This is a genomic window from Rhodococcus sp. 4CII, from assembly GCF_014256275.1.
GTDB classification, from domain to species: domain Bacteria; phylum Actinomycetota; class Actinomycetes; order Mycobacteriales; family Mycobacteriaceae; genus Rhodococcus_F; species Rhodococcus_F wratislaviensis_A.
Window position 1 is genome coordinate 2,222,307 of record NZ_JACCFE010000002.1, and the last position, 20,560, is coordinate 2,242,866.

General features: G+C 69.2%; 22 protein-coding genes. 17 read left to right on the forward strand and 5 right to left on the reverse strand.

The genetic code is table 11. The features are described from left to right. Positions 1–36: 36 nt before the first annotated feature. On the forward strand, positions 37–1,299 hold the full coding sequence (locus H0B43_RS10855; RefSeq protein WP_185727888.1) for an Nramp family divalent metal transporter: 1,263 nt from the start codon (positions 37–39) through the stop codon (positions 1,297–1,299). On the opposite strand, the gene H0B43_RS10860 is transcribed toward H0B43_RS10855, so the two are convergent. Both H0B43_RS10860 and H0B43_RS10865 read right to left on the reverse strand, forming a co-directional pair. Continuing rightward, positions 1,300–3,585 (reverse strand): serine/threonine-protein kinase, encoded by a 2,286-nt coding sequence (locus H0B43_RS10860; RefSeq protein WP_213015123.1) that lies wholly within the window; start codon positions 3,583–3,585, stop codon positions 1,300–1,302. A 23-nt stretch (positions 3,586–3,608) separates the two neighbouring features. Further along, entirely contained in the window at positions 3,609–4,304 is a 696-nt protein-coding gene (locus tag H0B43_RS10865) for a TetR/AcrR family transcriptional regulator (protein WP_185727887.1), read from the reverse strand. Between the two features lie 102 nt (positions 4,305–4,406). Here H0B43_RS10865 and H0B43_RS10870 point away from each other — a divergent pair, with 102 nt between their 5' ends. The 6 genes from H0B43_RS10870 to H0B43_RS10895 are packed head-to-tail and all read left to right on the forward strand — an operon-like array spanning position 4,407 to position 11,195. After that, complete coding sequence (locus H0B43_RS10870) at positions 4,407–5,591, forward strand: lipid-transfer protein (protein ID WP_185727886.1); 1,185 nt, start codon at positions 4,407–4,409, stop codon at positions 5,589–5,591. Positions 5,592–5,638: 47 nt separating this feature from the next. Continuing rightward, positions 5,639–6,070, forward strand: coding sequence for an SRPBCC family protein (locus H0B43_RS10875; RefSeq protein WP_185727885.1), 432 nt, complete (start codon positions 5,639–5,641; stop codon positions 6,068–6,070). A 5-nt stretch (positions 6,071–6,075) separates the two neighbouring features. Continuing rightward, on the forward strand, positions 6,076–6,951 hold the full coding sequence (locus H0B43_RS10880) for a MaoC/PaaZ C-terminal domain-containing protein (RefSeq protein WP_185727884.1): 876 nt from the start codon (positions 6,076–6,078) through the stop codon (positions 6,949–6,951). Positions 6,952–6,961: 10 nt separating this feature from the next. Then, positions 6,962–7,831 (forward strand): SDR family oxidoreductase, encoded by an 870-nt coding sequence (locus tag H0B43_RS10885; protein WP_185727883.1) that lies wholly within the window; start codon positions 6,962–6,964, stop codon positions 7,829–7,831. 11 nt (positions 7,832–7,842) lie between these two features. Further along, positions 7,843–10,056 carry an acyl-CoA dehydrogenase gene (locus H0B43_RS10890; protein WP_185727882.1) on the forward strand — a complete coding sequence of 738 codons (2,214 nt, stop codon included), beginning with the start codon at positions 7,843–7,845 and terminating at the stop codon, positions 10,054–10,056. Further along, positions 10,053–11,195, forward strand: a complete 1,143-nt coding sequence (locus tag H0B43_RS10895) for a CaiB/BaiF CoA-transferase family protein (protein WP_185727881.1) — start codon at positions 10,053–10,055, stop codon at positions 11,193–11,195. Before H0B43_RS10890 ends, H0B43_RS10895 begins: the two co-directional genes overlap by 4 nt. A gap of 12 nt (positions 11,196–11,207) precedes the next feature. Here the strand turns inward: H0B43_RS10895 and H0B43_RS10900 are convergent, their stop codons facing one another. Then, positions 11,208–11,669 carry a PPOX class F420-dependent oxidoreductase gene (locus H0B43_RS10900; RefSeq protein ID WP_185727880.1) on the reverse strand — a complete coding sequence of 154 codons (462 nt, stop codon included), beginning with the start codon at positions 11,667–11,669 and terminating at the stop codon, positions 11,208–11,210. A gap of 94 nt (positions 11,670–11,763) precedes the next feature. On the opposite strand from H0B43_RS10900, the gene H0B43_RS10905 reads away from it, so the two are divergent. The 3 genes from H0B43_RS10905 to H0B43_RS10915 are packed head-to-tail and all read left to right on the forward strand — an operon-like array spanning position 11,764 to position 13,470. Continuing rightward, positions 11,764–12,456, forward strand: coding sequence for a FadR/GntR family transcriptional regulator (locus tag H0B43_RS10905; RefSeq protein WP_185727879.1), 693 nt, complete (start codon positions 11,764–11,766; stop codon positions 12,454–12,456). After that, positions 12,453–13,259, forward strand: coding sequence for an ATP-binding cassette domain-containing protein (locus H0B43_RS10910; RefSeq protein ID WP_185727878.1), 807 nt, complete (start codon positions 12,453–12,455; stop codon positions 13,257–13,259). Before H0B43_RS10905 ends, H0B43_RS10910 begins: the two co-directional genes overlap by 4 nt. A 28-nt stretch (positions 13,260–13,287) precedes the next feature. Continuing rightward, positions 13,288–13,470: a hypothetical protein gene (locus H0B43_RS10915; protein WP_185727877.1), complete on the forward strand. Its 183-nt coding sequence runs from the start codon at positions 13,288–13,290 to the stop codon at positions 13,468–13,470. Positions 13,471–13,480: 10 nt separating this feature from the next. Here the strand turns inward: H0B43_RS10915 and H0B43_RS10920 are convergent, their stop codons facing one another. Further along, complete coding sequence (locus H0B43_RS10920; RefSeq protein WP_185727876.1) at positions 13,481–14,356, reverse strand: amidohydrolase family protein; 876 nt, start codon at positions 14,354–14,356, stop codon at positions 13,481–13,483. 70 nt (positions 14,357–14,426) lie between these two features. Next, on the reverse strand, positions 14,427–14,948 hold the full coding sequence (locus H0B43_RS10925) for a ribonuclease H (RefSeq protein WP_185727875.1): 522 nt from the start codon (positions 14,946–14,948) through the stop codon (positions 14,427–14,429). A gap of 73 nt (positions 14,949–15,021) precedes the next feature. On the opposite strand from H0B43_RS10925, the gene H0B43_RS10930 reads away from it, so the two are divergent. The 7 genes from H0B43_RS10930 (at position 15,022) to H0B43_RS10960 (ending at position 20,549) form a co-directional block, all read left to right on the forward strand. Continuing rightward, positions 15,022–15,948, forward strand: a complete 927-nt coding sequence (locus tag H0B43_RS10930) for a DNA-3-methyladenine glycosylase (protein WP_185727874.1) — start codon at positions 15,022–15,024, stop codon at positions 15,946–15,948. A 96-nt stretch (positions 15,949–16,044) separates the two neighbouring features. Next, on the forward strand, positions 16,045–16,740 hold the full coding sequence (locus H0B43_RS10935; RefSeq protein ID WP_185730018.1) for an energy-coupling factor ABC transporter permease: 696 nt from the start codon (positions 16,045–16,047) through the stop codon (positions 16,738–16,740). After that, on the forward strand, positions 16,737–17,084 hold the full coding sequence (locus H0B43_RS10940) for a PDGLE domain-containing protein (RefSeq protein WP_185727873.1): 348 nt from the start codon (positions 16,737–16,739) through the stop codon (positions 17,082–17,084). The genes H0B43_RS10935 and H0B43_RS10940 overlap by 4 nt, the downstream gene beginning before the upstream one ends. A gap of 2 nt (positions 17,085–17,086) precedes the next feature. Then, positions 17,087–17,851: a cobalt ECF transporter T component CbiQ gene (gene cbiQ / locus H0B43_RS10945; protein WP_185727872.1), complete on the forward strand. Its 765-nt coding sequence runs from the start codon at positions 17,087–17,089 to the stop codon at positions 17,849–17,851. Continuing rightward, a complete protein-coding gene (locus H0B43_RS10950) occupies positions 17,836–18,642 on the forward strand; it encodes an energy-coupling factor ABC transporter ATP-binding protein (protein WP_185727871.1) in 807 nt (268 codons plus the stop codon). The genes cbiQ and H0B43_RS10950 overlap by 16 nt, the downstream gene beginning before the upstream one ends. Before the next feature lie 51 nt (positions 18,643–18,693). After that, a complete protein-coding gene (locus H0B43_RS10955) occupies positions 18,694–19,764 on the forward strand; it encodes a class I SAM-dependent methyltransferase (protein WP_185727870.1) in 1,071 nt (356 codons plus the stop codon). 182 nt (positions 19,765–19,946) lie between these two features. After that, on the forward strand, positions 19,947–20,549 hold the full coding sequence (locus H0B43_RS10960) for a hypothetical protein (protein WP_185727869.1): 603 nt from the start codon (positions 19,947–19,949) through the stop codon (positions 20,547–20,549). The last annotated feature ends 11 nt before the right edge of the window (positions 20,550–20,560 follow it).

Here is a 20,560-nt window from a genome sequence, read left to right on the forward strand (position 1 = left end):
AGCAGGTTGATCGTCGCGACGACCCTCAGGAGTCCAGTGAGCATCGAGGCCCCCAGCCCTCTCCTCCCGCGCCGCACCCCCCGCAAGGGCAGTCTCCGGACCGTCGCGCTCCTCGGACCCGCCTTCGTCGCGGCCATCGCCTACGTCGACCCCGGCAACGTGGCCGCCAACCTCACCGCCGGCGCGAAGTACGGTTACCTGCTCGTCTGGGTCCTCGTACTCGCCAATGCCATGGCCGTGCTGGTGCAGTATTTGTCCGCAAAACTCGGGCTGGTCACCGGCAAGTCGCTGCCCGAAATGCTGGGCACCCGCCTGCGGACCGGCAACCGTCGCGCGTTCTGGCTGCAGGCGGAGGCGATGGCGATCGCCACCGACCTCGCCGAGGTGATCGGCGGCGCGATCGCGCTCAACCTCCTGTTCGGCGTTCCCCTCTTCGTCGGCGGCCTCATCACGGGCGTCGTGTCGATGGGCATCCTCTCGATCCAGAGCCGTCGGGGCCAGCGGACGTTCGAGTTCGTGGTGATCGGACTCCTGACGATCATCACCGTCGGATTCCTCACCGGTCTCGCGTTCACCGACGTGTCCGGCACGGACGCACTCGCCGGGCTCGTGCCACGCTTCGAGGGCACCGAGACGGTACTGCTGGCCGCGAGCATGCTCGGCGCCACGGTGATGCCGCACGCCATCTACCTCCACTCCGCCCTCGCCCGCGACCGGCACGGAAACGACCTCGAAGGCCGCCGTCTCGCCCGACTGCTGCGGGTCACGAAGTGGGACGTGGTCGGTGCGCTGATCGTGGCGGGCGCGGTGAACATCGGCATGCTGCTCCTCGCCGCGTCGGCACTGCGCGGGATTCCCGGCACCGATTCGATCGACGGCGCGCACGCCGCCATTCAGAGTTCGCTCGGACCGACGGTCGCCGTCATCTTCGCCGTGGGACTGCTGGCGTCCGGCCTGGCGTCCACGTCGATCGGATGCGCGGCCGGCTCCGAGATCATGTACGGCCTGCTGTCGATGCGTATTCCGCTGCTGCTGCGCCGGGTGGTCACCCTCATCCCCGCGCTCGTCGTGCTCGCGATCGGCGTCGATCCCACGTTCGCCCTCGTCCTCAGCCAGGTGGTCCTGAGTCTGTGCATCCCGTTCGCCGTGATCCCGCTCGTGCGGATGACGTCGAGCCGCGACCTGATGGGCGTCCACCGCAACGCGACCGCCACCACGGTCGCCGCCTGGGTGGCCGCGGCGTTGATCGTCGTGCTCAACGTCTCGCTGCTGCGGCTGACCCTGTTCGGTTCCGCCTGATCACTCGTGCCGCGGGGTACCGGACACGACGCGCTCCAGCGCCTGCAGGTCCTCCGACAGCATCCGGAACATCCAATAGGCCCCGACGAACGCAATGACGCTGCCGACGCACAGGACGCGGAGCGCGACGATCACCCGCGGCAGGTCCTCCGGCGGGATGAACGTCGCTCCCGCGACCCCGAGCAGCGGCACGGCGGCGGCCGCCGCGAGGAAGAGCGTGCTGCGGCGTCCCAGCCGCTTCAACATCCGGGCGTCCGAGGCGCTGATCTCGCCGTGCCGCAGAAACACCGGATAGAGGCAGCGCACGGCGTAGAAGTTCACGAAGAAGAACGGGTAGACCACCGCGATCGCGCCGCAGACCAGCTGTGACGCCGTGAAGTGCACGATGGTGTTCCACGGAACCCGGCTGCCGCTCACCTCCAGCGTGATCGGCACGACGAGGCCGCTCACGATCCACAGTCCGAGACAGAGCAGTGCACACCGCTGACCGAGCAGCAGGGTGTCCCGGCGCGCCCGGGCCAGCTGGGCGCCGGTGTACACCCGCCCCCGGCGCAGACCGCCGGCCACCACCGTCAGGTAGATCACCATCGACACCGTGCCCACGGCGCCGACGAGGAACGCGACCGTGTAGTCGATCCGGGTGATGCGCTCGAAGTTCTCCGGCGCGGCGGGCGGCAGCTTGCTGATGATCAGCGTGCTGTTGTGCTGGTAGCTGTAGAGGATGGCCAGGAAGTTGGGAACCGCGATGGCCAGGAACATGATCGGGTGCGTCCATCGCCGCATCCGCAGCCGCCAGCTCCCCGGCGGCGGATCGACCAGATCGCGGGCGTGCTCGTCGAGGCACACGTCGAGTTGCTGGGCGAGCTCGGCGCCGGACGAGAACCGATCGCCCGGTTCCGGCGCCAGCGATTTCAGCAGCACCCGCCGCAGCGCGTTCGGACAGTCGGCGGGCAGTGCGTCGGCGGCCGGTTCGTCGTGCCCCCGCCGCCGCGCGAGCATCGCGTCGAGGGTGGTGCGGTCACCCGGCGGGTGGGACTGCAGTTCGGCGTCGCTGTCGTCGAAAGGTCTTCTGCCGGTAAGCAACTCCCAGAGGACGACGGCGAGCGAGTACAGATCGCTGCGGGTGTCCAGGTCGGCGGGTGCCCCCGGCCGGTCCGGGTGGATCGCCTCGAGCTGTTCCGGCGCCATGTACGCCAGCGAGCCGCCGAAGTACGCGACCGGACTCGACCCGGCGATGTTGCCGCTGAAACTGATGTTGAAGTCGGCGAGCTTCGGAACACCTTCCGCCGTCAGCAGCACGTTCGCCGGTTTGACGTCGCGGTGAAGGACGCCGTGGCGGCCGGCGTAGTCGAGCGCCTCCGCGAGCCGACGGCCGAGCCAGGCCACCGTCTCGGGCCACGTCAACGTCGCGATCTCCCGGCGCACCTCGGATTCGCTGGGCCGGATCTCGCCGCGCCCGACCAGGGCCCGGTCGATCGCGTCGAGCAGCACGGCGCCGCTGCGCGACTCCGGTGGCGTCTCCCGAACCCGGACGACCACGTCGAGCAACGTGCCGCCCGGGACGTACTGCATGTACAGCAATCTCAGGTCGCGGCCCGCGAGAAGCCGCTGGTCGAAGACGCGGACGATGTAGTCGTGGTCGAACTGGGCGAGGGTTTGCGGTTCGGTGCCGTGGTCCAGCGAGATCTTCACGGCGACCAGCCGTTGCAGCGACCGCTGCCGGGCGAGGAACACCCGCGCGAACGCGCCGCGGCCGAGACCGGTCATCAGGTCGAAGTCGTCGATCCGCTGGCCCGCCTCCAGATCGTCGAGCGTTCCGCCACCCGCCGGATCCGCCGATGTCGGCTCCCCGCGGTGGAGCGCGGTGCTCTGGTACTCGCCGGCGCCGAGCAGTTCGTCGAGCTGGCCGGCCTGCCCAGGGAAATTCTGCGTGTACTCGCTCGCCTCGACCGACTCGCCGCTGCGCCGCCGGATGTGGAATTCCTCGTACAGGAGGTCCGGGGGCAGCGGCCACCGCCGCAGCTCGGGCAACTCCGCACAGTATTGGGCGAGCCGCTTCGGGTGATCGCCGCGGAGCCAGCGGTGCTCGAGGTCGACCTTGACCAGTTCGATGAGCGTGACCCGGCGCAGCGCGGGAGACACCGGCAGATACGCGGCGAGATCGGGCGCGGACGACGACTCCCAGGCACTGGCGAAACGCGCGACGGCGTCGCCGACCGCCGTGTCCGACACCCGGACCTGCTCGGAAGCGGCCGGTGAACCTCGCCGGGAGGGCATGGAAGCCATGGTAGCTGGCCATGCCCCGCGGACTACTGCAGTTCCGACACCGGGGTCGACAGGTCGATCGCGACGCCGATCCGCGCCAGATTTCCGTGCAGCACTTGCCAGATCGACACCTCGAGGAACTCGGCCAGTTCGTCGCTGCCGAGCGCCGACTGCGGGTTGCTCAGCCACCGGTTGACGCTCGCGTCCACCAGTCCGACCAACCCGAAGGCCAACGACTCCGCCAGATCCGAATTGCCGGCCACCGCGTCGAGGACCGTCGCGAGCAGACCGGACAACTGGAGGGCGATCGCGGTCTTCGTTCCCGTCACCACCCGCGACCCCGTCGTGCGCCTGCTCGGGGATCCGGTGCCGAGGAATTGGTGGAGGCGAGGATATTCGACGATCCACCGAAGGTACGTCTCGACCGCGCGCGCGATCGCCTCACGCACGGTTCCCTCCGGCGTCAGCGTGGGCGCCAGGTCGGCCATCAGCCGCTCGATGATGCGGGCACGCAACTGCTCGTCGAGATCGCCGCGGTCGGCGAAGATCCGGTAGACCACCGACCGCGGCACGTCGGCGCGGTTGGCGATCTGCTGGACACCCACGTCGGGGCCGTCCTCGTTGATGGCGTCCATCGCGGCTTCGAGAATCCGGGTTCGGCGCTCCGCCTTGTGGTCCTCCCAACGCGTGGCGCGGCCGTCGCCCAGCGGCGACGCGGCGGTTTCCACTTTGTCCAGCATCAGCCATACGTTACCCATCCGACTATTGACTGGACAGTCTGTCTCACTTACTTTGATGAGACAGGGTGTCACACACACATTTTTCCGAGCCAGGGAGCCGCAATGGGTAACAGGGTGTTCGTCGTCGGCGTCGGGATGACGAAATTCGAGAAGCCGGGCGCACGGGAGTGGGACTACCCCGACATGGCGCGCGAGGCAGGCAGCCGGGCACTCGAGGACGCCGGGATCGGGTACGGACTGGTCGAGCAGGCGTACGTCGGATACGTGTACGGCGAGTCGACGTCGGGGCAGCGCGCCGTCTACGAACTCGGCCTCACCGGCATTCCGATCGTGAACGTCAACAACAACTGTTCGACGGGTTCGACCGCTCTGTTCCTCGCCACGCAGGCGGTCCGCAGCGGTCAGGTGGACTGCGCGCTGGCGCTGGGCTTCGAGAAGATGCAGGCCGGTTCGCTCGGGTCCACGTACGACGACCGGGAACAGCCGATGATGCGCCACCTCCTCGCGCTCGCCGAACTTCAGGAGTTCGCGATGCCGCCCGCTCCGTACATGTTCGGCGCCGCGGGCAAGGAACACATGGAACGCTTCGGGACGACGGCGGAGCAGTTCGCCAAGATCGGCGTGAAGAACCACCGTCACTCACAGAACAACCCGTACGCCCAGTTCCAGGACGAGTACACGCTCGACGAGATCCTCGGCTCGAAGCCGATCTACGGGCCGCTCACCAAACTGCAGTGCTCCCCCACCTCGGACGGCTCCGGTGCCGTGGTCGTGGTGAGCGAGAAGTTCGTCGACGAGCACGACCTCGCCGGGCAGGCCGTGGAGATCGTCGGCCAGTCCATGGTCACCGACCTCCCCAGCACGTTCGACGACCGGAGCGCGATCAGCCTCGTCGGCGCCGACATGACCCGCACGGCCGCGGCCCGGGTATACGAACAGGCGGGCATCGGACCGGACGACGTCGACGTCATCGAACTCCACGACTGCTTCTCCACCAACGAACTGCTGACCTACGAGGCTCTCGGCCTCTGCGGCGAGGGCGAGGGCGGCAAACTCGTCGACAACGACGACACCACGTACGGCGGGCGCTGGGTGGTCAATCCGTCCGGCGGCCTCATCTCCAAGGGACACCCGCTCGGCGCCACCGGGCTCGCCCAGTGCAGCGAACTCACCTGGCAACTCCGGGGCACGGCCGACCGGCGTCAGGTCGACGGGGCCACGGTCGCCCTCCAGCACAACATCGGCCTCGGCGGCGCCGTCGTCGTCACCGCCTACCGCGCACTCTGATCCTTCTCTCTCCCTATCCCTTTCACCCCGAGCACCAGGAGTACACCATGGCTTCCGTTTCCGTCGAAGCGTCCCTGCCCGCCTCCCCCGACAAGGCGTGGGACGCCCTGTCCAACCTGTCCCGCTGGGAGGAGTGGCTCACCATCCACCAGTCCTGGAAGAGCGAGATCCCCGCCGAGGTCGCCCTCGGATCGAAGTTCACCGAGGTCGTCTCCGTGATGGGCATGGCCAACAAGATCGAGTGGACCGTCACCGAGGTGGAGGTGCCGGAGAGGGTGAAGATCTCCGGCACCGGCATGGCCGGGGTGACGGTCGAGTTCACCCTGAAAGTCGAGCCCGACGGCTCCGGTTCCAAGGCGATCATCGACGCCAGTTTCACCGGCACGATGATCGTCGGCCCCATCGGCAAGGCCGTCGCCAAGAACGCGAAGGCGGATCTGGAGGCCTCCCTCGCCGGATTCGCCGACATGGTGGGCTGATCCGCATGACCACCCCCACAGTCGAATTCGACACGAACGGCCTCGGTGAGTGGACCGATCCGCAACGGTTCGACGTCACCGCCGAGCGGATCGCCGACTACGCCGCGGCCACCAACGATCCCATCGAACGCCACCTCGCCGGCGAAGTCGCACCGCCGGTGTTCGCGGTGGTCCCCGCGTTCACGTCGATGGCACCGGCCGCACTGTCCGTGGCCCCGGTCGAACTGCTCATGAAACTCGTGCACGGCGAGCAGGATTTCCACTTCCACCGTCCGATCCGGCCCGGCGACACCCTCGTGGTCCGCGCGAAGCCGATCGGCTTCGAGGGTCGCGCGAACGGATCGACCGTCGTCGTCTACGTCGAAACCACCACGGACGAGGGCGAACTGGTCAACGAGCAGTGGATGACCGCATTCTTCCGAAAGGTCGACGCGGGAGCCGGTCTCGGCGAGCAGGCACCCGCCCACCGGTTCGACGAGTCCCTGCGCGGACAGGCCGCGGTCGCGGCGCTGACCCAGCACATCGACGACGACCAGACGTTCCGGTACTCGCCCGCCTCCGGCGATCCGATGCCGATCCACCTGGACGACGAGATCGCCCGCATGTCGGGACTTCCCGGAATCATCAACCACGGCCTGTGCACCATGGCGTTCACGTCGTGGGCGGCGCTCACCGAGCTCGCCGACGGCCGGGTCGACCGACTCCGCCGCCTCGCGGTGCGGTTCGCGAAACCCGTCCTGCCCGGCCAGGACATCGCCACGCAGTTCCGGCAGATCGGCGAGTCCACCGGCGGAGCGACGTCGTACGCCTACGAGACCACCGTCGGCGACGAACTCGTCATCAAGGACGGCCTCGCCGTCATCGCGGACACAGAAACCTAGGAGCACGCACATGGGAACACTCGACGGACGGGTGGCCATCGTCACCGGCGCCGGACGCGGAATCGGCCGGGAGCATGCTCTGCTCTTCGCACGTGAGGGCGCTGCCGTGGTGGTCAACGACCTCGGCGGTGCGAACGACGGCACCGGGGCGGACGCGGGCCCGGCGCAGCAGGTGGTCGACGAGATCGTCGCCGCGGGCGGCAGGGCGATCGCGAACACCGACAACGTCGCGTCCTGGGACGGCGCCGAAGGGCTCGTCGCCCAGGCGGTGAACGAGTTCGGGCGACTCGACGTCCTCGTCAACAACGCGGGCATCCTGCGGGACGCCTTCATCGCGGGCATGACCGAAAGCCAGTGGGACGCCGTCATCGCCGTGCACCTCAAGGGCCACGCCGCCACCCTCCACCACGCGGCCGCGTACTGGAAGGCACAGACCAAAGCGGGTGCGACCGTCAACGCGTCCGTCGTCAACACCGCGTCTGCGTCGGGGACGTTCATGCCCAACGCGGGACAGGGCAACTACGGCGCCGCGAAAGCGGGCATCGCCGCGCTCACCCTGGTCGCCGCGGACGAACTCGAACGCTACGGCGTCCGGGTCAACGCGATCGCCCCGATCGCCCGCACCCGGCTGACGCTGGCCACCCCGGGCATGGGCGCACTGTTCGCCGAGGAGGTGCCGGAGGGCGAGTTCGACGCGTTCAGCCCCGCCAACATCTCCCCGCTCGTCGCACGTCTCGCCGACGCGAACTGCAAGATCACCGGCAAGGTGTTCGCCGTGCAGGGCGGGGCCATCTCCGAACTCGCCGGCTGGCACGACGTCACGACCATCGAGAGCGACGGCCCGTGGACCGTCGCCGACCTCGCCGACCGCCTCGGCTGAAGGGCACCGACATGGCCAAGAACACGTACGAACTCGGGCTCGGGCTCACCGAGGAACACCGGGCCCTCGCCGACTCGGTCCGCGCATTCGCCGAACGCACCATCACCCCCGATCTCGTCCGGTCCGCGGTCGATTCTCCGAGCGAGGACAAGTTCCCGCCGTTCTGGGATGCACTCGTGCGGCAGGACCTGCTCGGGCTGCACATCCCCGAGGACAAGGGCGGTCACGGCGCCGGGCTCCTCACGCTGGCGGTGGCGCTCGAGGCCTTGGGGCGGACGGCGGCCCCGGGCCCCCTCGTCCCGACCGCATTGTCCGCCGCCCTCGTGGCGGCCGCGGATTCCAAGGTCGGAATCGAACTGCTACCCGGTCTCCTCGACGGATCACGCACCGCCGCAGTCGCGTTGGGCCAGTCACTCGGGGCGTCGCCGCGGGACGGCGGGTACCGTGTCACCGGTGTCGCGGACGCCGTGCTCGGCGGCGAACACGCCGACACCGTGCTGATCCCGATCAGCGTCGGCGACGACATCCGCTGGGCCGTCGTCGATTCCGCGGACGTCACCGTTACCGTGCAGGACAGCATCGACGTGCTCCGCGGTTCGGCGCGAATCACCGCCACCGACGTTCAGGTGGGAGCCGACCGGATCCTCGACGGGCTCACCGAGCGGCGCGTCCGGTCCGTGGCCACGGTCATTCTCGGCGCGGAGGCGCTCGGCGTGATGTCCTGGTGCGTCTCCACCGCAGCCGAATACGCGAAGACCCGGGTGCAGTTCGGGCGTCCGATCGGCCAGTTCCAGGGTGTCAAGCACAAGTGCGCCCACATGGGCATCGCGCTGGAGAAGGCGCGCGCGGTGCTGTGGGACGCCGCCTCCGCCCTCGACAACAGCGACGACACCGCCGATTTCGCCGCGGACATCGCCGCTGTCGTCGTTCCCGACGCCGCGGTGCAGTGCGCGCAGGACTGCATCCAGGTCCACGGCGGCATCGGATTCACCTGGGAGCACGACGCGCACCTGTACTACCGCCGGGCCCTGTCTATCCGGGGGCTCCTCGGCACCCGGGAGGAGCGGGCCACCCGCGTGGCCGAGCAGTCGCTCGCCGGCACCGCGCGCACGTCCGAGCTGGAACTGCCGGACGAGGCCGAGGCGATCCGCACCGCCGTGCGGGCGGAACTCGCCCCGCTGGTGGGCCTCGACGAGGACGACCAGCTGATCGCGCTCGGCGACGGCGGCTGGGTGCAGCCGCACCTTCCGAAACCCTATGGGCGCAGCGCATCCCCGCTCGAGCAGATCGTCATCGCCCAGGAGATCAGGGCGGCGGGTATTTCGATGCCTCAGCTGCTGATGGGCGGCTGGGCGGTGCAGGCCGTCGTCGCCCACGGCACCGACGCGCAGAAACGGGATCTGGCCGTCCCCACCCTGCGGGGCGATCTGGTGTGGTGCCAGCTGTTCAGCGAGCCGGGAGCCGGTTCCGACCTCGCGTCGTTGACGACGAAGGCCGAGAAGGTCGACGGTGGCTGGAAGGTGACCGGGCAGAAGATCTGGACCACGGTCGCACAGTTCTCCGACTGGGCCATGCTGATCGCCCGCACCGACCCGGCCAAACCGAAACACGAGGGCATCACGTATTTCGTACTGGACATGTCGACGCCGGGCGTGACCGTGCGGCCGCTGCGCGAGATGACCGGGTCCGCCCTGTTCAACGAGGTCTTCCTCGACGACGTGTTCATCCCCGACGAGAACGTGGTCGGAAACGTGAACGACGGCTGGAACGTGGCCCGCACGACCCTCGCCGGTGAGCGGGTCGCGCTGAGCCAGAAGATGGAGGCCTATGCCACCGACAAGGATCTGCTGCAATTCGCGCGCGGCCGGGAACTCGGACCGCTGGCGCGCTTCCGCGTCGGCGAACTGGTCGCCGAGAGCCAGGCCGTCGATTTGATCGGCTCCCGCATCGTGCTGAAGCAACTGTCGGGGGCCGACGTGAGCACCACGTCGAGTGTCGGGAAGCTGCTCGGTATGGGGCTCGGGCAGTCGATCGCCGAGTTCGTCGTCGCGGAACTGGGGGCGGCGGGTGCCGTGAGCATTGCGGGTGAGCCGAGCGACAAGGCAATGGAACAGTTGATCGCCGGGCGTGCCACCACCATCTACGGCGGCACCACCGAGGTGCAGCTCAACGTGATCGGCGAACGCATGCTCGGACTGCCGCGCGACGCGCAGGGGGTGTCGTGACCGGCGGGCCGCTGAGCGGGCTCACCGTCGTCGAGATCGCAAGCCTCGCACCCGCCCCGTTCGGGTGCATGATCCTCGCCGATCTGGGCGCGGACGTGATCCGCGTGGAACGGGCCGGCGACGGCGGCACCGGGCTGATGGCGCCCTCCGGGGTGCTGGACCGCGGGCGGCGGTCGATCGCCGTGAATCTCCGGACAGCGGAGGGCCTCGAGGCCGTCCTGCGGCTCGTCGAGGGCGCCGATATCCTCGTCGAGGGCTTCCGTCCCGGCGTCGCGGAACGTCTGGGCATCGGACCCGACGACTGTCTGTCCCGCAACCCCGGTCTGGTTTACGGGCGCATGACCGGGTGGGGCCAGGACGGACCGCTCGCCCCGCGCGCCGGGCACGACATCAACTACATCGCGCTCGCGGGCGCGCTCGAACCCATCGGGCGCGCCGGCGAGCGGCCGGTGCCGCCGCTGAACCTGCTGGGCGACTTCGGCGGTGGCGGACTGATGTTGACGATGGGGATCCTGGCCGCGCTGCACGAGCGGTCCCGGTCGGGCCGCGGACAGGTGGTGGACGCGTCGATGGTCGACGGCGCGGCGCTACTGACTGCGTTCGTCCACGGCATGAACGCCGCCGGCCTGTGGCAGGAAGGTCGCGGGCAGAATGTCCTCGACGGGGCCGCCGCGTTCTACGACACCTACGAGTGCGCCGACGGCCTGCACGTGGCGGTGGGGTGCGTCGAACCGCACTTCTATGGTGAACTCCTCGACGTGCTGGGGTTGAGCGGCGAGGATCTGCCGTTGCAGTACGACCTCGACGCGGCACCGGACCTGAAGAAACGCCTCGCCGAGGTGTTCGCGACGCGGCCGCGGGACGAATGGGCCGCTCTCTTCGCGGATTCCGACGCGTGCGTGTCGCCCGTCCTGTCGCCGTGGGAAGCGCACGAACATCCCCACAACCGGCAGCGGGAGACGTTCGTCGACGTGGGCGGCATCCGCCAGCCCGCGCCGGCGCCGCGCTTCAGCCGCACCCCGGCGCCCGTGCCCCGGCCGGCCCCGCGGCCGGGGCAGGACACCGATGCGATCCTCGCGCAGGCCGGCTACGACGCGCCGGGCATCGCGCAACTCCGGAACGCGGGCGCGGTCGAGTAGTCGACGGGGGGCCTATCCGCGATCGGCGTCCGGCGGGAAGCCACCGGTCGCGATGGGTCCCCATTCGTCGATGGTGATCCGGATGAGGCTCTTGTTCTGCTTCCGCATGGCGTCGCGGTACTCGTCCCAGTCGGGGTGCTCACCGGAGATGCCGCGGAAGTACTCCACCAGCGGTTCGAGTGCATCGGGCATGTCCAGCACCTCGGCGGTGCCGTCGATCTGCACATAGGCGCCGTTGAACTCGTCGGAGAGCACGCACACGCTCACGGCGGGGTCGTGTCGCACGTTCGCGGCCTTGGCGCGCTGCGGGTAGGTGGCGACGACGATCCGCCCCTCCTGGTCGAGTCCCGCCGTGACCGGGGAGATCTGCAGGCCTCCGGAGCGCTTCCGGGTGATCAGGACGACGCGATGTCGGGGCCGGACGAAGTCGAGCAACTGTTCCCGTGTGACACGGTCTGCGGTGGCGACTGCCATGGTGCACCTCTCCTCTGCTGCGGTGGTCCTTGCCGATTCACCCTATGCCCCGGGCCAGTCCTCAGACGTCTGAGGACTGTGTTAGCGTCGCCCCATGGTCGGACATCCCACCCTCCGCAGCGGACCGCTGGTCCCCCAGCTCGAGGAACTCCTCACCGCCCGGATCCGGGACGGCGAGTGGACGCTCGGTAGCCGCATCCCCAGCGAGGCCGAACTGGCCACCGAACTGGGCGTCGGCCGGTCGTCCGTGCGCGAGGCCGTGCGACTGCTCGCCCGCGACGGCCTGCTCGACGTGCGGCACGGCGTCGGCACGTTCGTCGCTGCGCCCCCCGCGAGCGGTGCGGGCCTCGGGAAGCTGCTGCGCCGCGCCCGCCTGCTCGAGGTGTACGAGGTGCGGCGCGCCCTCGAGATCGAGGCCGCCCGGCTCGCCGCGGAACGCGCGCGCCCCGAGGACCTCCGGCGGCTGCGAGAACAGCTGTCCACCCGGCACGACAGCACCACCGCATCGACCGCCGTGTTCGTCGCAGCAGACCTCGACTTCCACGCCGCGATCCTGGAGATCGCCGGCAACTCGATCCTGTCCGCCCTGTTCGACTCGATCCGGCCGCTCCTCGTCGACGCACTGGCCGAACTCGTCGAACACGAACCGGGACGGCCCGACACCAGCTGCGCCCATGACGATCTGGTGCGCGCACTGGAAGCCGGCGACGCCGACGCGGCCGTCGCCGCCACCGCCGCCAACCTCGACCCGACCATGTCGATTCTGCGGAAAGGCGGAAATCAGTGACCACCCCGGATTCGGTCGTCAGCATCGAGCACGTCGACCTCGTGCGGAGCGGACGGTATCTGCTCAGCGACATCAGCCTGCGCATCGAACGCGGACAGCACTGGGTGCTGCTCGGCGCGAACGGTGCAGGCAAGAGCACGATGCTGAGCATGCTCGGCGCGGTCGCGCACCCGACGCGCGGAACCGTCCACGTGCTCGGCCACCAGCTGGGCCGGGTCGACATGCGCGAGTTGCGCGCCCATATCGGGCACGTGAATCCGCGATACCGGATCGACGCGCCGCTGACGGTGCGCGACGTCGTGCTCACCGGCCTCACCAACACGCCAGATTTCGTGCCGCGGTGGTCGCCGTCCGCGAAGCAGATCGCCCGCGCCGACGAGCTGATCGTCTCCCTCGGCATGCAGAAACACGCGGACGCCCTGTGGCCCAACCTGTCCCAGGGCGAACGAGGTCGTGCCCTGATCGCCCGCGCCCTGATGGCGGAGCCGCAACTCCTCCTGCTCGACGAGCCCGCCACCGGCCTCGATCTGGCTGCGCGAGAACAACTCCTCACCGCACTCGACGAACTGCGCGCAACGTACCCGGCCCTCGCCAGCATCCTCGTCACCCACCACCTCGAGGAAATCCCCACCACCACGACGCATGCCGTCCTCATCCGCGACGGCCGGGTGATCGCGCAGGGTGACGTCGCGGACGTCCTCACCACCGCACATATCAGCGAATGCTTCGACCACCCCATCGAGATCACCCGCAATCGCGGCCGGTGGGTCGCGCAGACGCGGGTCCCCGAGGCGGTCGGGTAGCACCCGGACGCGGTGCACACTGGTACGCATGGCACGAGGCGACCACCCGCAGCGCACCCCGTTCTACGGTGTGGTGCTCATCGTCGTCGCGATGGCGGCGGCGATGATCGTGAACCGCACCGCACCCGTCTGGGTGCAGGTACCGATCTACGTCCTGGCCGTCCTCGCGGCGATGGCCGGCTTCGTGATGACGTTCCGCGACCTGTCGTGACCCCGGGCGATCAGTCGATCGCGAACAACCGTGCCGCGTTGTCGTGGCAGACCGCCCGCAGCCACGCCTCACCGAGGTCGAAGCGGGTGAGCCCCTCGAGCGCGTCCAGGTACGGGTACGGGATGTTCGGGAAGTCGCTGCCGAACACGATCCGGTCCTGCAGATCCGTCAGCCGGTGGATCTGGTCGCGGGGAAACGGAGTGGCCGCTTCGGCGTAGTCCGTGAACGCCATCGTCGTGTCGAGGTACACATTGGGGAACTGCGCGGCCAGGTCCAGGAATTCGCGATACTCCGGCAAACCCATGTGGGCGATGATCAGGTGCAGCCTCGGGTATCGCGACAGCAACTCGGCGATGGGTTCGGGGCCCGTGTACGTGCCGGGTGCCGGCCCCGACCCGCAGTGGATCACGATCGGGACCCCCGACTCCTGCAGCACACCCCACACGGAGTCGAGGAGCGGATCGTTGGGCGAGTACTGCCCGACCTGGATGTGGGACTTGAAGACGCGGGTGCCCGACTCGATCGCCTCGGCGACGTACCCGGCCGCGGACTCCTCGGGGAAGAACGTGGACGTCCGCAGGCAGTCGGGGGTCTGCTGCGCGAATTCGACGGACCACTGATTGAGCCACACCGCCATGTCCGGCTTGTGCGGGTAGATCATCGACGTGAACCGGCGGACGCCGAACCCGCGGAGATGTTCGACGCGGACGTCCTCTTCGTGGCGATAGTGGATGGGCCATTCCCGCCCGGTGAAGGGACCGACGGCGTCGAAATACCTCCACACCTTCTCCATCACGTTCGCGGGCATGAAATGGGTGTGGACATCGATGATGCCGGGCAGACCCAGCCCACGCCAGAATTCCCGTACTCGCAGATCCTCGCTCAACCAATTTCTCCTCGACACGGTCCCGAACACGGAACACCGGCAGATGACATCGATGACGACAGGGACGGACTCAGAACAGCGTGAACGCGTCCTCGGTCTCGGGCGTGGACGGCGCGACCGTTGCCGGAGCCGGCGCGGGAACGGGCGCAGGCACGGCCGCACCGGATGCGACGGCCCGGGCCGCCTCCCCGGCGAGGACGTCGGCCATCTCGTTGTAGTGGTTGCCGACGTGCCCGCGCACCCAGCGGAACCGCACGGGCCCGGAGCGTTCGTTGATCGCGCGGTCGATGGACTGCACCAGAGCGAGGTTCTTGACGGGCGCACCGGCCGCCGTCTTCCAGCCCTTGCGCTTCCATCCGGGCAGCCACTCCGACGCGCACTTGATGGCGTACTGGGAATCGGACTCGATGAGGAGCGGATCGGCCCCGGGATGCGCGGTGATCGCTTCGAGCAGCGCGCGCAGCTCGGCGATCTGATTGGTCCCGGAGGGCTCGCCACCCGACTGGCTGGGACCCTCGTGATTGACCCATGCCCAGCCGATGGCCCCACCGGGGTTGCGGAGGCAGGATCCGTCGGTACTCACGATGATCATGGCTGGGACTTTACGTGCGCGCTCCGACAGCCGCCGGGAGCGGTCGCCCTCACGGTCGAATACGCTGCACTCGATGACGGCTTCGCTCGAGGTGGTCGAGACCACCGTGACCGCGCGGCGTCCCCTGGACGTCGCGATGACGGTGCAGCCCCTGCAGCGGGGCAGGGGCGACCCCTGCCACCGGCGGGCCGCCGACGGCTCGATCTGGCGGACGTCGATGCAGAAGTCGGGCCCCGTCACGTATCGCCTCACCCAGACCGATCGGCACACGGTGCGATGCCAGGCCTGGGGTGACGGCGCCCGCGAGTTGGCCGCCGGGCTCGGCCGCCTCGTCGGCGACCACGACGAATGCGAGGACTTCGCCCCCGATCATCCGATCCTCGTCGAAGCGCACCGCCGGTTCCCGCATCTGCGACTGGGCCGCACCGACCGGGTGCTGGAGGCGCTCGTGCCCGCGATCCTCGAGCAGCGGGTGCACGGCATCGCCGCGTTCGCGTCGTGGCGGCGTCTCGTGTGGAAGTTCGGCGAGCCCGCCCCCGGTCCCGCTCCCGACGGGATGCGGCTGCCCCCGACCGCGGACGTGTGGCGGCGGGTTCCGTCGTGGGAGTTCCATCGCGCCAACGTGGACCCCGCCCGATCCCGCACGATCGTCCGCTGCGCGCAGGTCGCCGACCGGCTCGAGAAGATCGTCGACCTCCCCCGCGAGGAGGCGAACCGTCGGCTGATGTCCGTGCCGGGTGTCGGGATCTGGACCGCCGCGGAGGTGTCCCAGCGCGCGCTCGGCGACCCCGACGCGCTGTCCGTCGGCGACTATCACCTGGCGGCGATGGTGGGATGGTCGTTGCTCGGCACGCCCCTCGACGATGCCGGGATGGTGGAGTATCTGGCTCCGCTCCGGCCCCACCGCCATCGGGCGGTGCGACTGCTCGAGGTCAGTGGGCAGGCCGTCAAACCCAAGTTCGGTGCCCGCACGCCGCTCGTCGACCACAGCTGGCACTGAAAGTCTCACCCGTGAACACCTGTTCAAGTGTTCATACGAGAAACTAGACTCCGAAGGACAGCTGCCTGCCGAGGAGGCGTCGTGGAACCCGTGGCGATGCACATGAGCGACGGATTGATCAACGCGCCGACCTCGCTGCTGTTCGTCGTCGTCGCGGTACTGGGACTGTCGGTGGCCGCGTGGCGGGCCCGGGCGGAACTCGACGAACGCACCGCACCGATGGCAGGCCTCGTCGCGGCGTTCATCTTCGCGGTCCAGATGGTCAACTTCCCGATCCTCCCCGGTGTGAGCGGGCACCTCCTCGGCGGCGCGCTCGCCGCGATCCTCGTCGGCCCGTACACGGGCATGCTGTGCGTCTCGATCGTGCTGATCGTGCAGGCCCTGCTGTTCGCCGACGGCGGACTGACGGCCCTGGGAGCGAACGTCACCAACATGGCGATCATCGGGGTGGTCGCCGGCTACGGCGTCGCTCTGGTGCTGCGTCCGCTCGTCATCCTCCGGGGGCGGATCGACTTCCGCCTCCTCGGCGGCCTCGCGTTCGCCGCCGCGCTCTGCGGAACCGTCGCCGCGTCGACGGGCTTCGTACTGGAGTACGCGATCGGTGGTCAGGCCGCGTCCACCGGCTCGACATCGCTGGGCGCAGTCGCGGCCTACATGCTCGGGGCGCACGTGCTGATCGGCGTCGGGGAGGGCCTCATCACCGCCGTCACCGTGACCGCCGTCGCGAAGGCGCGACCCGACCTCGTGTACCTGCTGCGGACGGCACCCCGGCGAGCGGAGGTGCGGACATGATCTCCCTGCGCCGCTTCCTGATCGGCTTCGCACTGGTGGCGCTGATCATCGCCGGGGCCGTCTCGTACCTCGCCAGTGCGAGTCCGGACGGCCTGGACGCGGCGACGACGCGTGGGTGCCAGACCGTGGAGACCGACACCGGTCAGGCGCTTACGGGCGACTGCATCGCCCGGAACGCGTCCACCCACCACCTGTCCGAGTCGCCCCTCGCCGACTACACGGTGGGCGGGCGGTCGCACCTCACCGGGATCGCCGGCGTGATCGGGGTGACCGCGACGTTCGCCGTCGCGGGTGGCCTGTTCCGGCTCCTCGCCCGCGCACGGCGGAACCGAACGAGCCCCTGACCGTGGGAGCCGGTCACGCCCATCCGCTGTACCTCGACGGCGCCTCCCCCGTTCACCGACTGCCCGCCGAGGTCAAGATCGCGTGTGCGGTCGCGTTTGTGTTCGCGGTGGTCGCGACGCCCCGCGAGGTGTTCTGGGCGTTCGCCGCGTACCTGGCGATTCTGATCGTGCTGTGGCGGATCGCCGGCGTCTCCCCCGGCTGGATCGCGCCGCGGATGCTGATCGAATTGCCGTTCGTGACACTCGCGGTGCTGTTGCCGTTCGCCGAGGGCGGCGCGCGCGTCACCGCACTCGGACTGTCGCTGTCGGTCCCCGGCCTGTACGCGGCATGGGGCATTCTGGCCAAGGGCACACTCGGTGTGCTCGTCTCGCTGACACTCGCCGCGACGACTCCGGCCCGTGACCTGCCGCTGGGTCTGGCGCGGCTCCGCGTGCCCGCGATGCTCACCACGATCGTCGTCCTGATGCTGCGTTACCTGGATCTGCTCACCGCCGAGGTCGAGCGGATGCGCACCGCCCGGCTGTCCCGCGGCGACGATCCCCGCACGTTCCGGCAGATCGGCGCGACCGCCCGGGGTGTCGGCGGGGTGTTCGTGCGATCCTACGAACGCGGCGAGCGCGTGCACCTGGCGATGCTGTCGCGGGGTTTCACGGGTTCGGTCCCGACGATCGGGGCGCCCCCGGCGACCGCTTCGACGTGGCGACGCGGCCTCGCTCCTGCCGCCGGCGCGGTGGCGATCTGTCTCACCGCATGGGTGCTCCGATGATCGCGGCCGTGCATCTCGAGGGTGTCTCGTTCGCGTATCCGGACGGCCGGGTAGCGCTCGAGGGGATCGACCTCACCGTCGAACCTGGTGAACGGGTGGCCGTCCTCGGTCCGAACGGGGCCGGGAAGACCACGCTGATGTTGCATCTCAACGGCATTCTGACGGCCACGGAAGGACGCGTCACCGTGGGCGGTGTCGGGCTGTCGCAGGACACCGGCCGGGACGCGGTGCGTGAGGTCCGGCGCCGGGTCGGCATCGTCTTCCAAGACCCCGACGACCAGTTGTTCATGCCCACAGTCGCGCAGGATGTCGCGTTCGGTCCGGTCAATTTCGGGGTCACCGGGACCGCGCTCGACGACCGGGTGCGCGACGCGCTGGTCGCCGTCGACATGACCGCGCACGCCGATCGCAATCCGGCGCACCTCTCGGTGGGCCAGCGACGCCGGGTCGCACTGGCGACCGTCCTGGCGTGCGTCCCGGACGTTCTCGTGCTGGACGAACCGTCGAGCAACCTCGATCCCGTCGCACGACGCGAACTGGCCGAGGTCCTGCTGGGTATCGACACCACGCACCTGCTGGTCACCCACGACCTTCCGTACGCGGCCCAGTTGTGCACGCGCGCTGTGATCCTCGACGAGGGACGCCTGGTGGCCGACGGTCCGATTCTCGAACTGCTGGGCGATCCCGCTCTGCTCGCCGCCCACCGCCTCGAGTTGCCGTGGGGTTTCCGGCTTCCCACGGCGGACCCTCATTCGCCGCGCGAACGATCCGTGACACCGCCGACGCGGTAGCTCACGATGGGGAGACAGAGCTTCGCCCCGCACTCCCATCGGAGGTCTGCGATGTCCACACCCGACGCCGACGCCGAAGCCGTCTCTCAGCGCCTCTTCGACGCGTCGCTCGGCGCGATCGACCTCCTCGCGGTCCATCTGGGAGACCGCCTCGGCTGGTACCGCAGCCTGAAGTCGGAGGGGCCTGCGACGGCGGACGAACTGGCGAAACGCACCTCCACTCATCCGCGGTATGCGCGGGAGTGGCTCGAACAGCAGGCCGTGTCGGGACTTCTCACGGTGGACACGTCGGAGCCGCGGACATTCACGCTGCCGGCCGGTGCCGCCGAAGTGCTCACGGACGAGCAGAGTCTGCTCTATCTTGCGCCACTCGCGCGGATCTTCGTCGCGGCGACCACGCAGATGCCCGCGCTGCTCGAGGCGTATCGGACGGGCGGCGGCGTGGGATGGGCGCAGTTCGGCGCGGATGCCCGTGAGTCGCAGGCCGATATGAATCGGCCGTGGTACGAGCAGGTTCTTCCCGGCGCGCTGGCGTCGGTTCCCGAGGTGGATGCGCTGCTGCGGACACCTGGGGCCACCATCGCCGACGTCGGATGCGGTGGCGCCTGGTCGACGATCGCGCTCGCGCGCGCCTACCCGGATGCGCGGCTCCACGGCTACGACATCGACACCGCGACCGTCGAACTCGCGAGGTCCAATGTGGGCGGCAGACCGGATGTCGCCGATCGGATCACGATCACCGAGTCGGACGCGGCGGGAATTCCCGAGGGCAGTTGCACCGCGGCCTTCGCGTTCGAGTGCATCCACGACATGCCCGCACCGGTCGAGGTGCTGTCCGCGGTCCGCAGCGCGCTGGCCCCGGGCGGCGCGATGATCGTGATGGACGAGGCGGTGGACGACGAGTTCTCCGCCCCCGGTAGCGACCTCGAACGGCTGATGTACGGATTCAGTCTCACCGTGTGCCTTCCGGACGGCATGAACCACACGCCCAGTGCCGGCACCGGAACGGTGATGCGCCCGAGCACATTGCGCGGCTACGCCGAGGCGGCCGGTTTCGGATCGATGGACGTGCTGCCCATTGAGGATTTCGGGTTCTGGCGGTTCTACCGACTCACGGTGTAAATACTGGGCCGATAGCCCGATACGTACGTATTTTGCGAAAAGGCCGAAAACTGGGGCGTCCGAAGGGGGAAGATGTCTGCAGTAGGCAGGTTACGGACGCTTTCGCCGGTCGGGGCAACTGTGGAGCGCCAGGTCGAACCAGATTTGTCGTTTGTCATCCGCTACTACGCATGGGAAACACCATGAAACTGCATAGAGTGACAGCGCTTGCGGCGCTGCTGATCGCCACCCTGTGTGTCGGAGTGGGTACCGCATACGCCGCCCCCGCTCCACTTGATCAGGCCGTCGTCTCGCACACCAGCCTGAGCCCCGACGGCCGGTCGGTCGGCACCGTGATCGACACAGGACTGTTCACCCTGTCGAGGACGGCCGCCGCCGTGGAGATCGTCAACGATGCCGGAACCCCCGTGGGCACGATCCCCCTGCGCTATTCGATCGCCGGCGTGCAGTTCGCGATCGATCCGCTCATCACCGACGCCGGCCGGTTCCTGAGCCTGACACCCACGACGACCCCTGTCGCGGGCATCCTCCCACTCACCCCGGTCGACAGGGATTCGGCGTACGCCAACATGGTCGAGCAACTGCAGATCGGCTGGAACAACGGCGGCGGAACTGCGACCGCGATCGGCGCAGGCATCGGCTTCGTCGCCGGGTGCATCTTCCTCATCCTCGGCGGGTGCCTCCCCGGTGCGGCGGTAGGCGGAGCGATCGGCGCCGTCACGGGCATCAGCAACGCGAACCCCGCTGCGACACCGGCGGTGTACGAATTCCTCGGAACCCTGTAGCAGGGGTTCCG

Coding starts and splice junctions, on each gene's coding strand:
- H0B43_RS10885 (WP_185727883.1), top strand. CDS start 6,962: ATGGGAACACTCGACGGACGGGTGGCCATCGTCACCGGCGCCGGACGC.
- H0B43_RS10880 (WP_185727884.1), top strand. CDS start 6,076: ATGACCACCCCCACAGTCGAATTCGACACGAACGGCCTCGGTGAGTGG.
- H0B43_RS10900 (WP_185727880.1), bottom strand. CDS start 11,669: ATGGCAGTCGCCACCGCAGACCGTGTCACACGGGAACAGTTGCTCGAC.
- H0B43_RS10905 (WP_185727879.1), top strand. CDS start 11,764: ATGGTCGGACATCCCACCCTCCGCAGCGGACCGCTGGTCCCCCAGCTC.
- H0B43_RS10935 (WP_185730018.1), top strand. CDS start 16,045: ATGCACATGAGCGACGGATTGATCAACGCGCCGACCTCGCTGCTGTTC.
- H0B43_RS10955 (WP_185727870.1), top strand. CDS start 18,694: ATGTCCACACCCGACGCCGACGCCGAAGCCGTCTCTCAGCGCCTCTTC.
- H0B43_RS10960 (WP_185727869.1), top strand. CDS start 19,947: ATGAAACTGCATAGAGTGACAGCGCTTGCGGCGCTGCTGATCGCCACC.
- H0B43_RS10870 (WP_185727886.1), top strand. CDS start 4,407: ATGGGTAACAGGGTGTTCGTCGTCGGCGTCGGGATGACGAAATTCGAG.
- H0B43_RS10890 (WP_185727882.1), top strand. CDS start 7,843: ATGGCCAAGAACACGTACGAACTCGGGCTCGGGCTCACCGAGGAACAC.
- H0B43_RS10925 (WP_185727875.1), bottom strand. CDS start 14,948: ATGATCATCGTGAGTACCGACGGATCCTGCCTCCGCAACCCCGGTGGG.
- H0B43_RS10865 (WP_185727887.1), bottom strand. CDS start 4,304: ATGCTGGACAAAGTGGAAACCGCCGCGTCGCCGCTGGGCGACGGCCGC.
- H0B43_RS10860 (WP_213015123.1), bottom strand. CDS start 3,585: ATGGCTTCCATGCCCTCCCGGCGAGGTTCACCGGCCGCTTCCGAGCAG.
- H0B43_RS10915 (WP_185727877.1), top strand. CDS start 13,288: ATGGCACGAGGCGACCACCCGCAGCGCACCCCGTTCTACGGTGTGGTG.
- H0B43_RS10940 (WP_185727873.1), top strand. CDS start 16,737: ATGATCTCCCTGCGCCGCTTCCTGATCGGCTTCGCACTGGTGGCGCTG.
- H0B43_RS10930 (WP_185727874.1), top strand. CDS start 15,022: ATGACGGCTTCGCTCGAGGTGGTCGAGACCACCGTGACCGCGCGGCGT.
- H0B43_RS10875 (WP_185727885.1), top strand. CDS start 5,639: ATGGCTTCCGTTTCCGTCGAAGCGTCCCTGCCCGCCTCCCCCGACAAG.
- H0B43_RS10950 (WP_185727871.1), top strand. CDS start 17,836: ATGGGTGCTCCGATGATCGCGGCCGTGCATCTCGAGGGTGTCTCGTTC.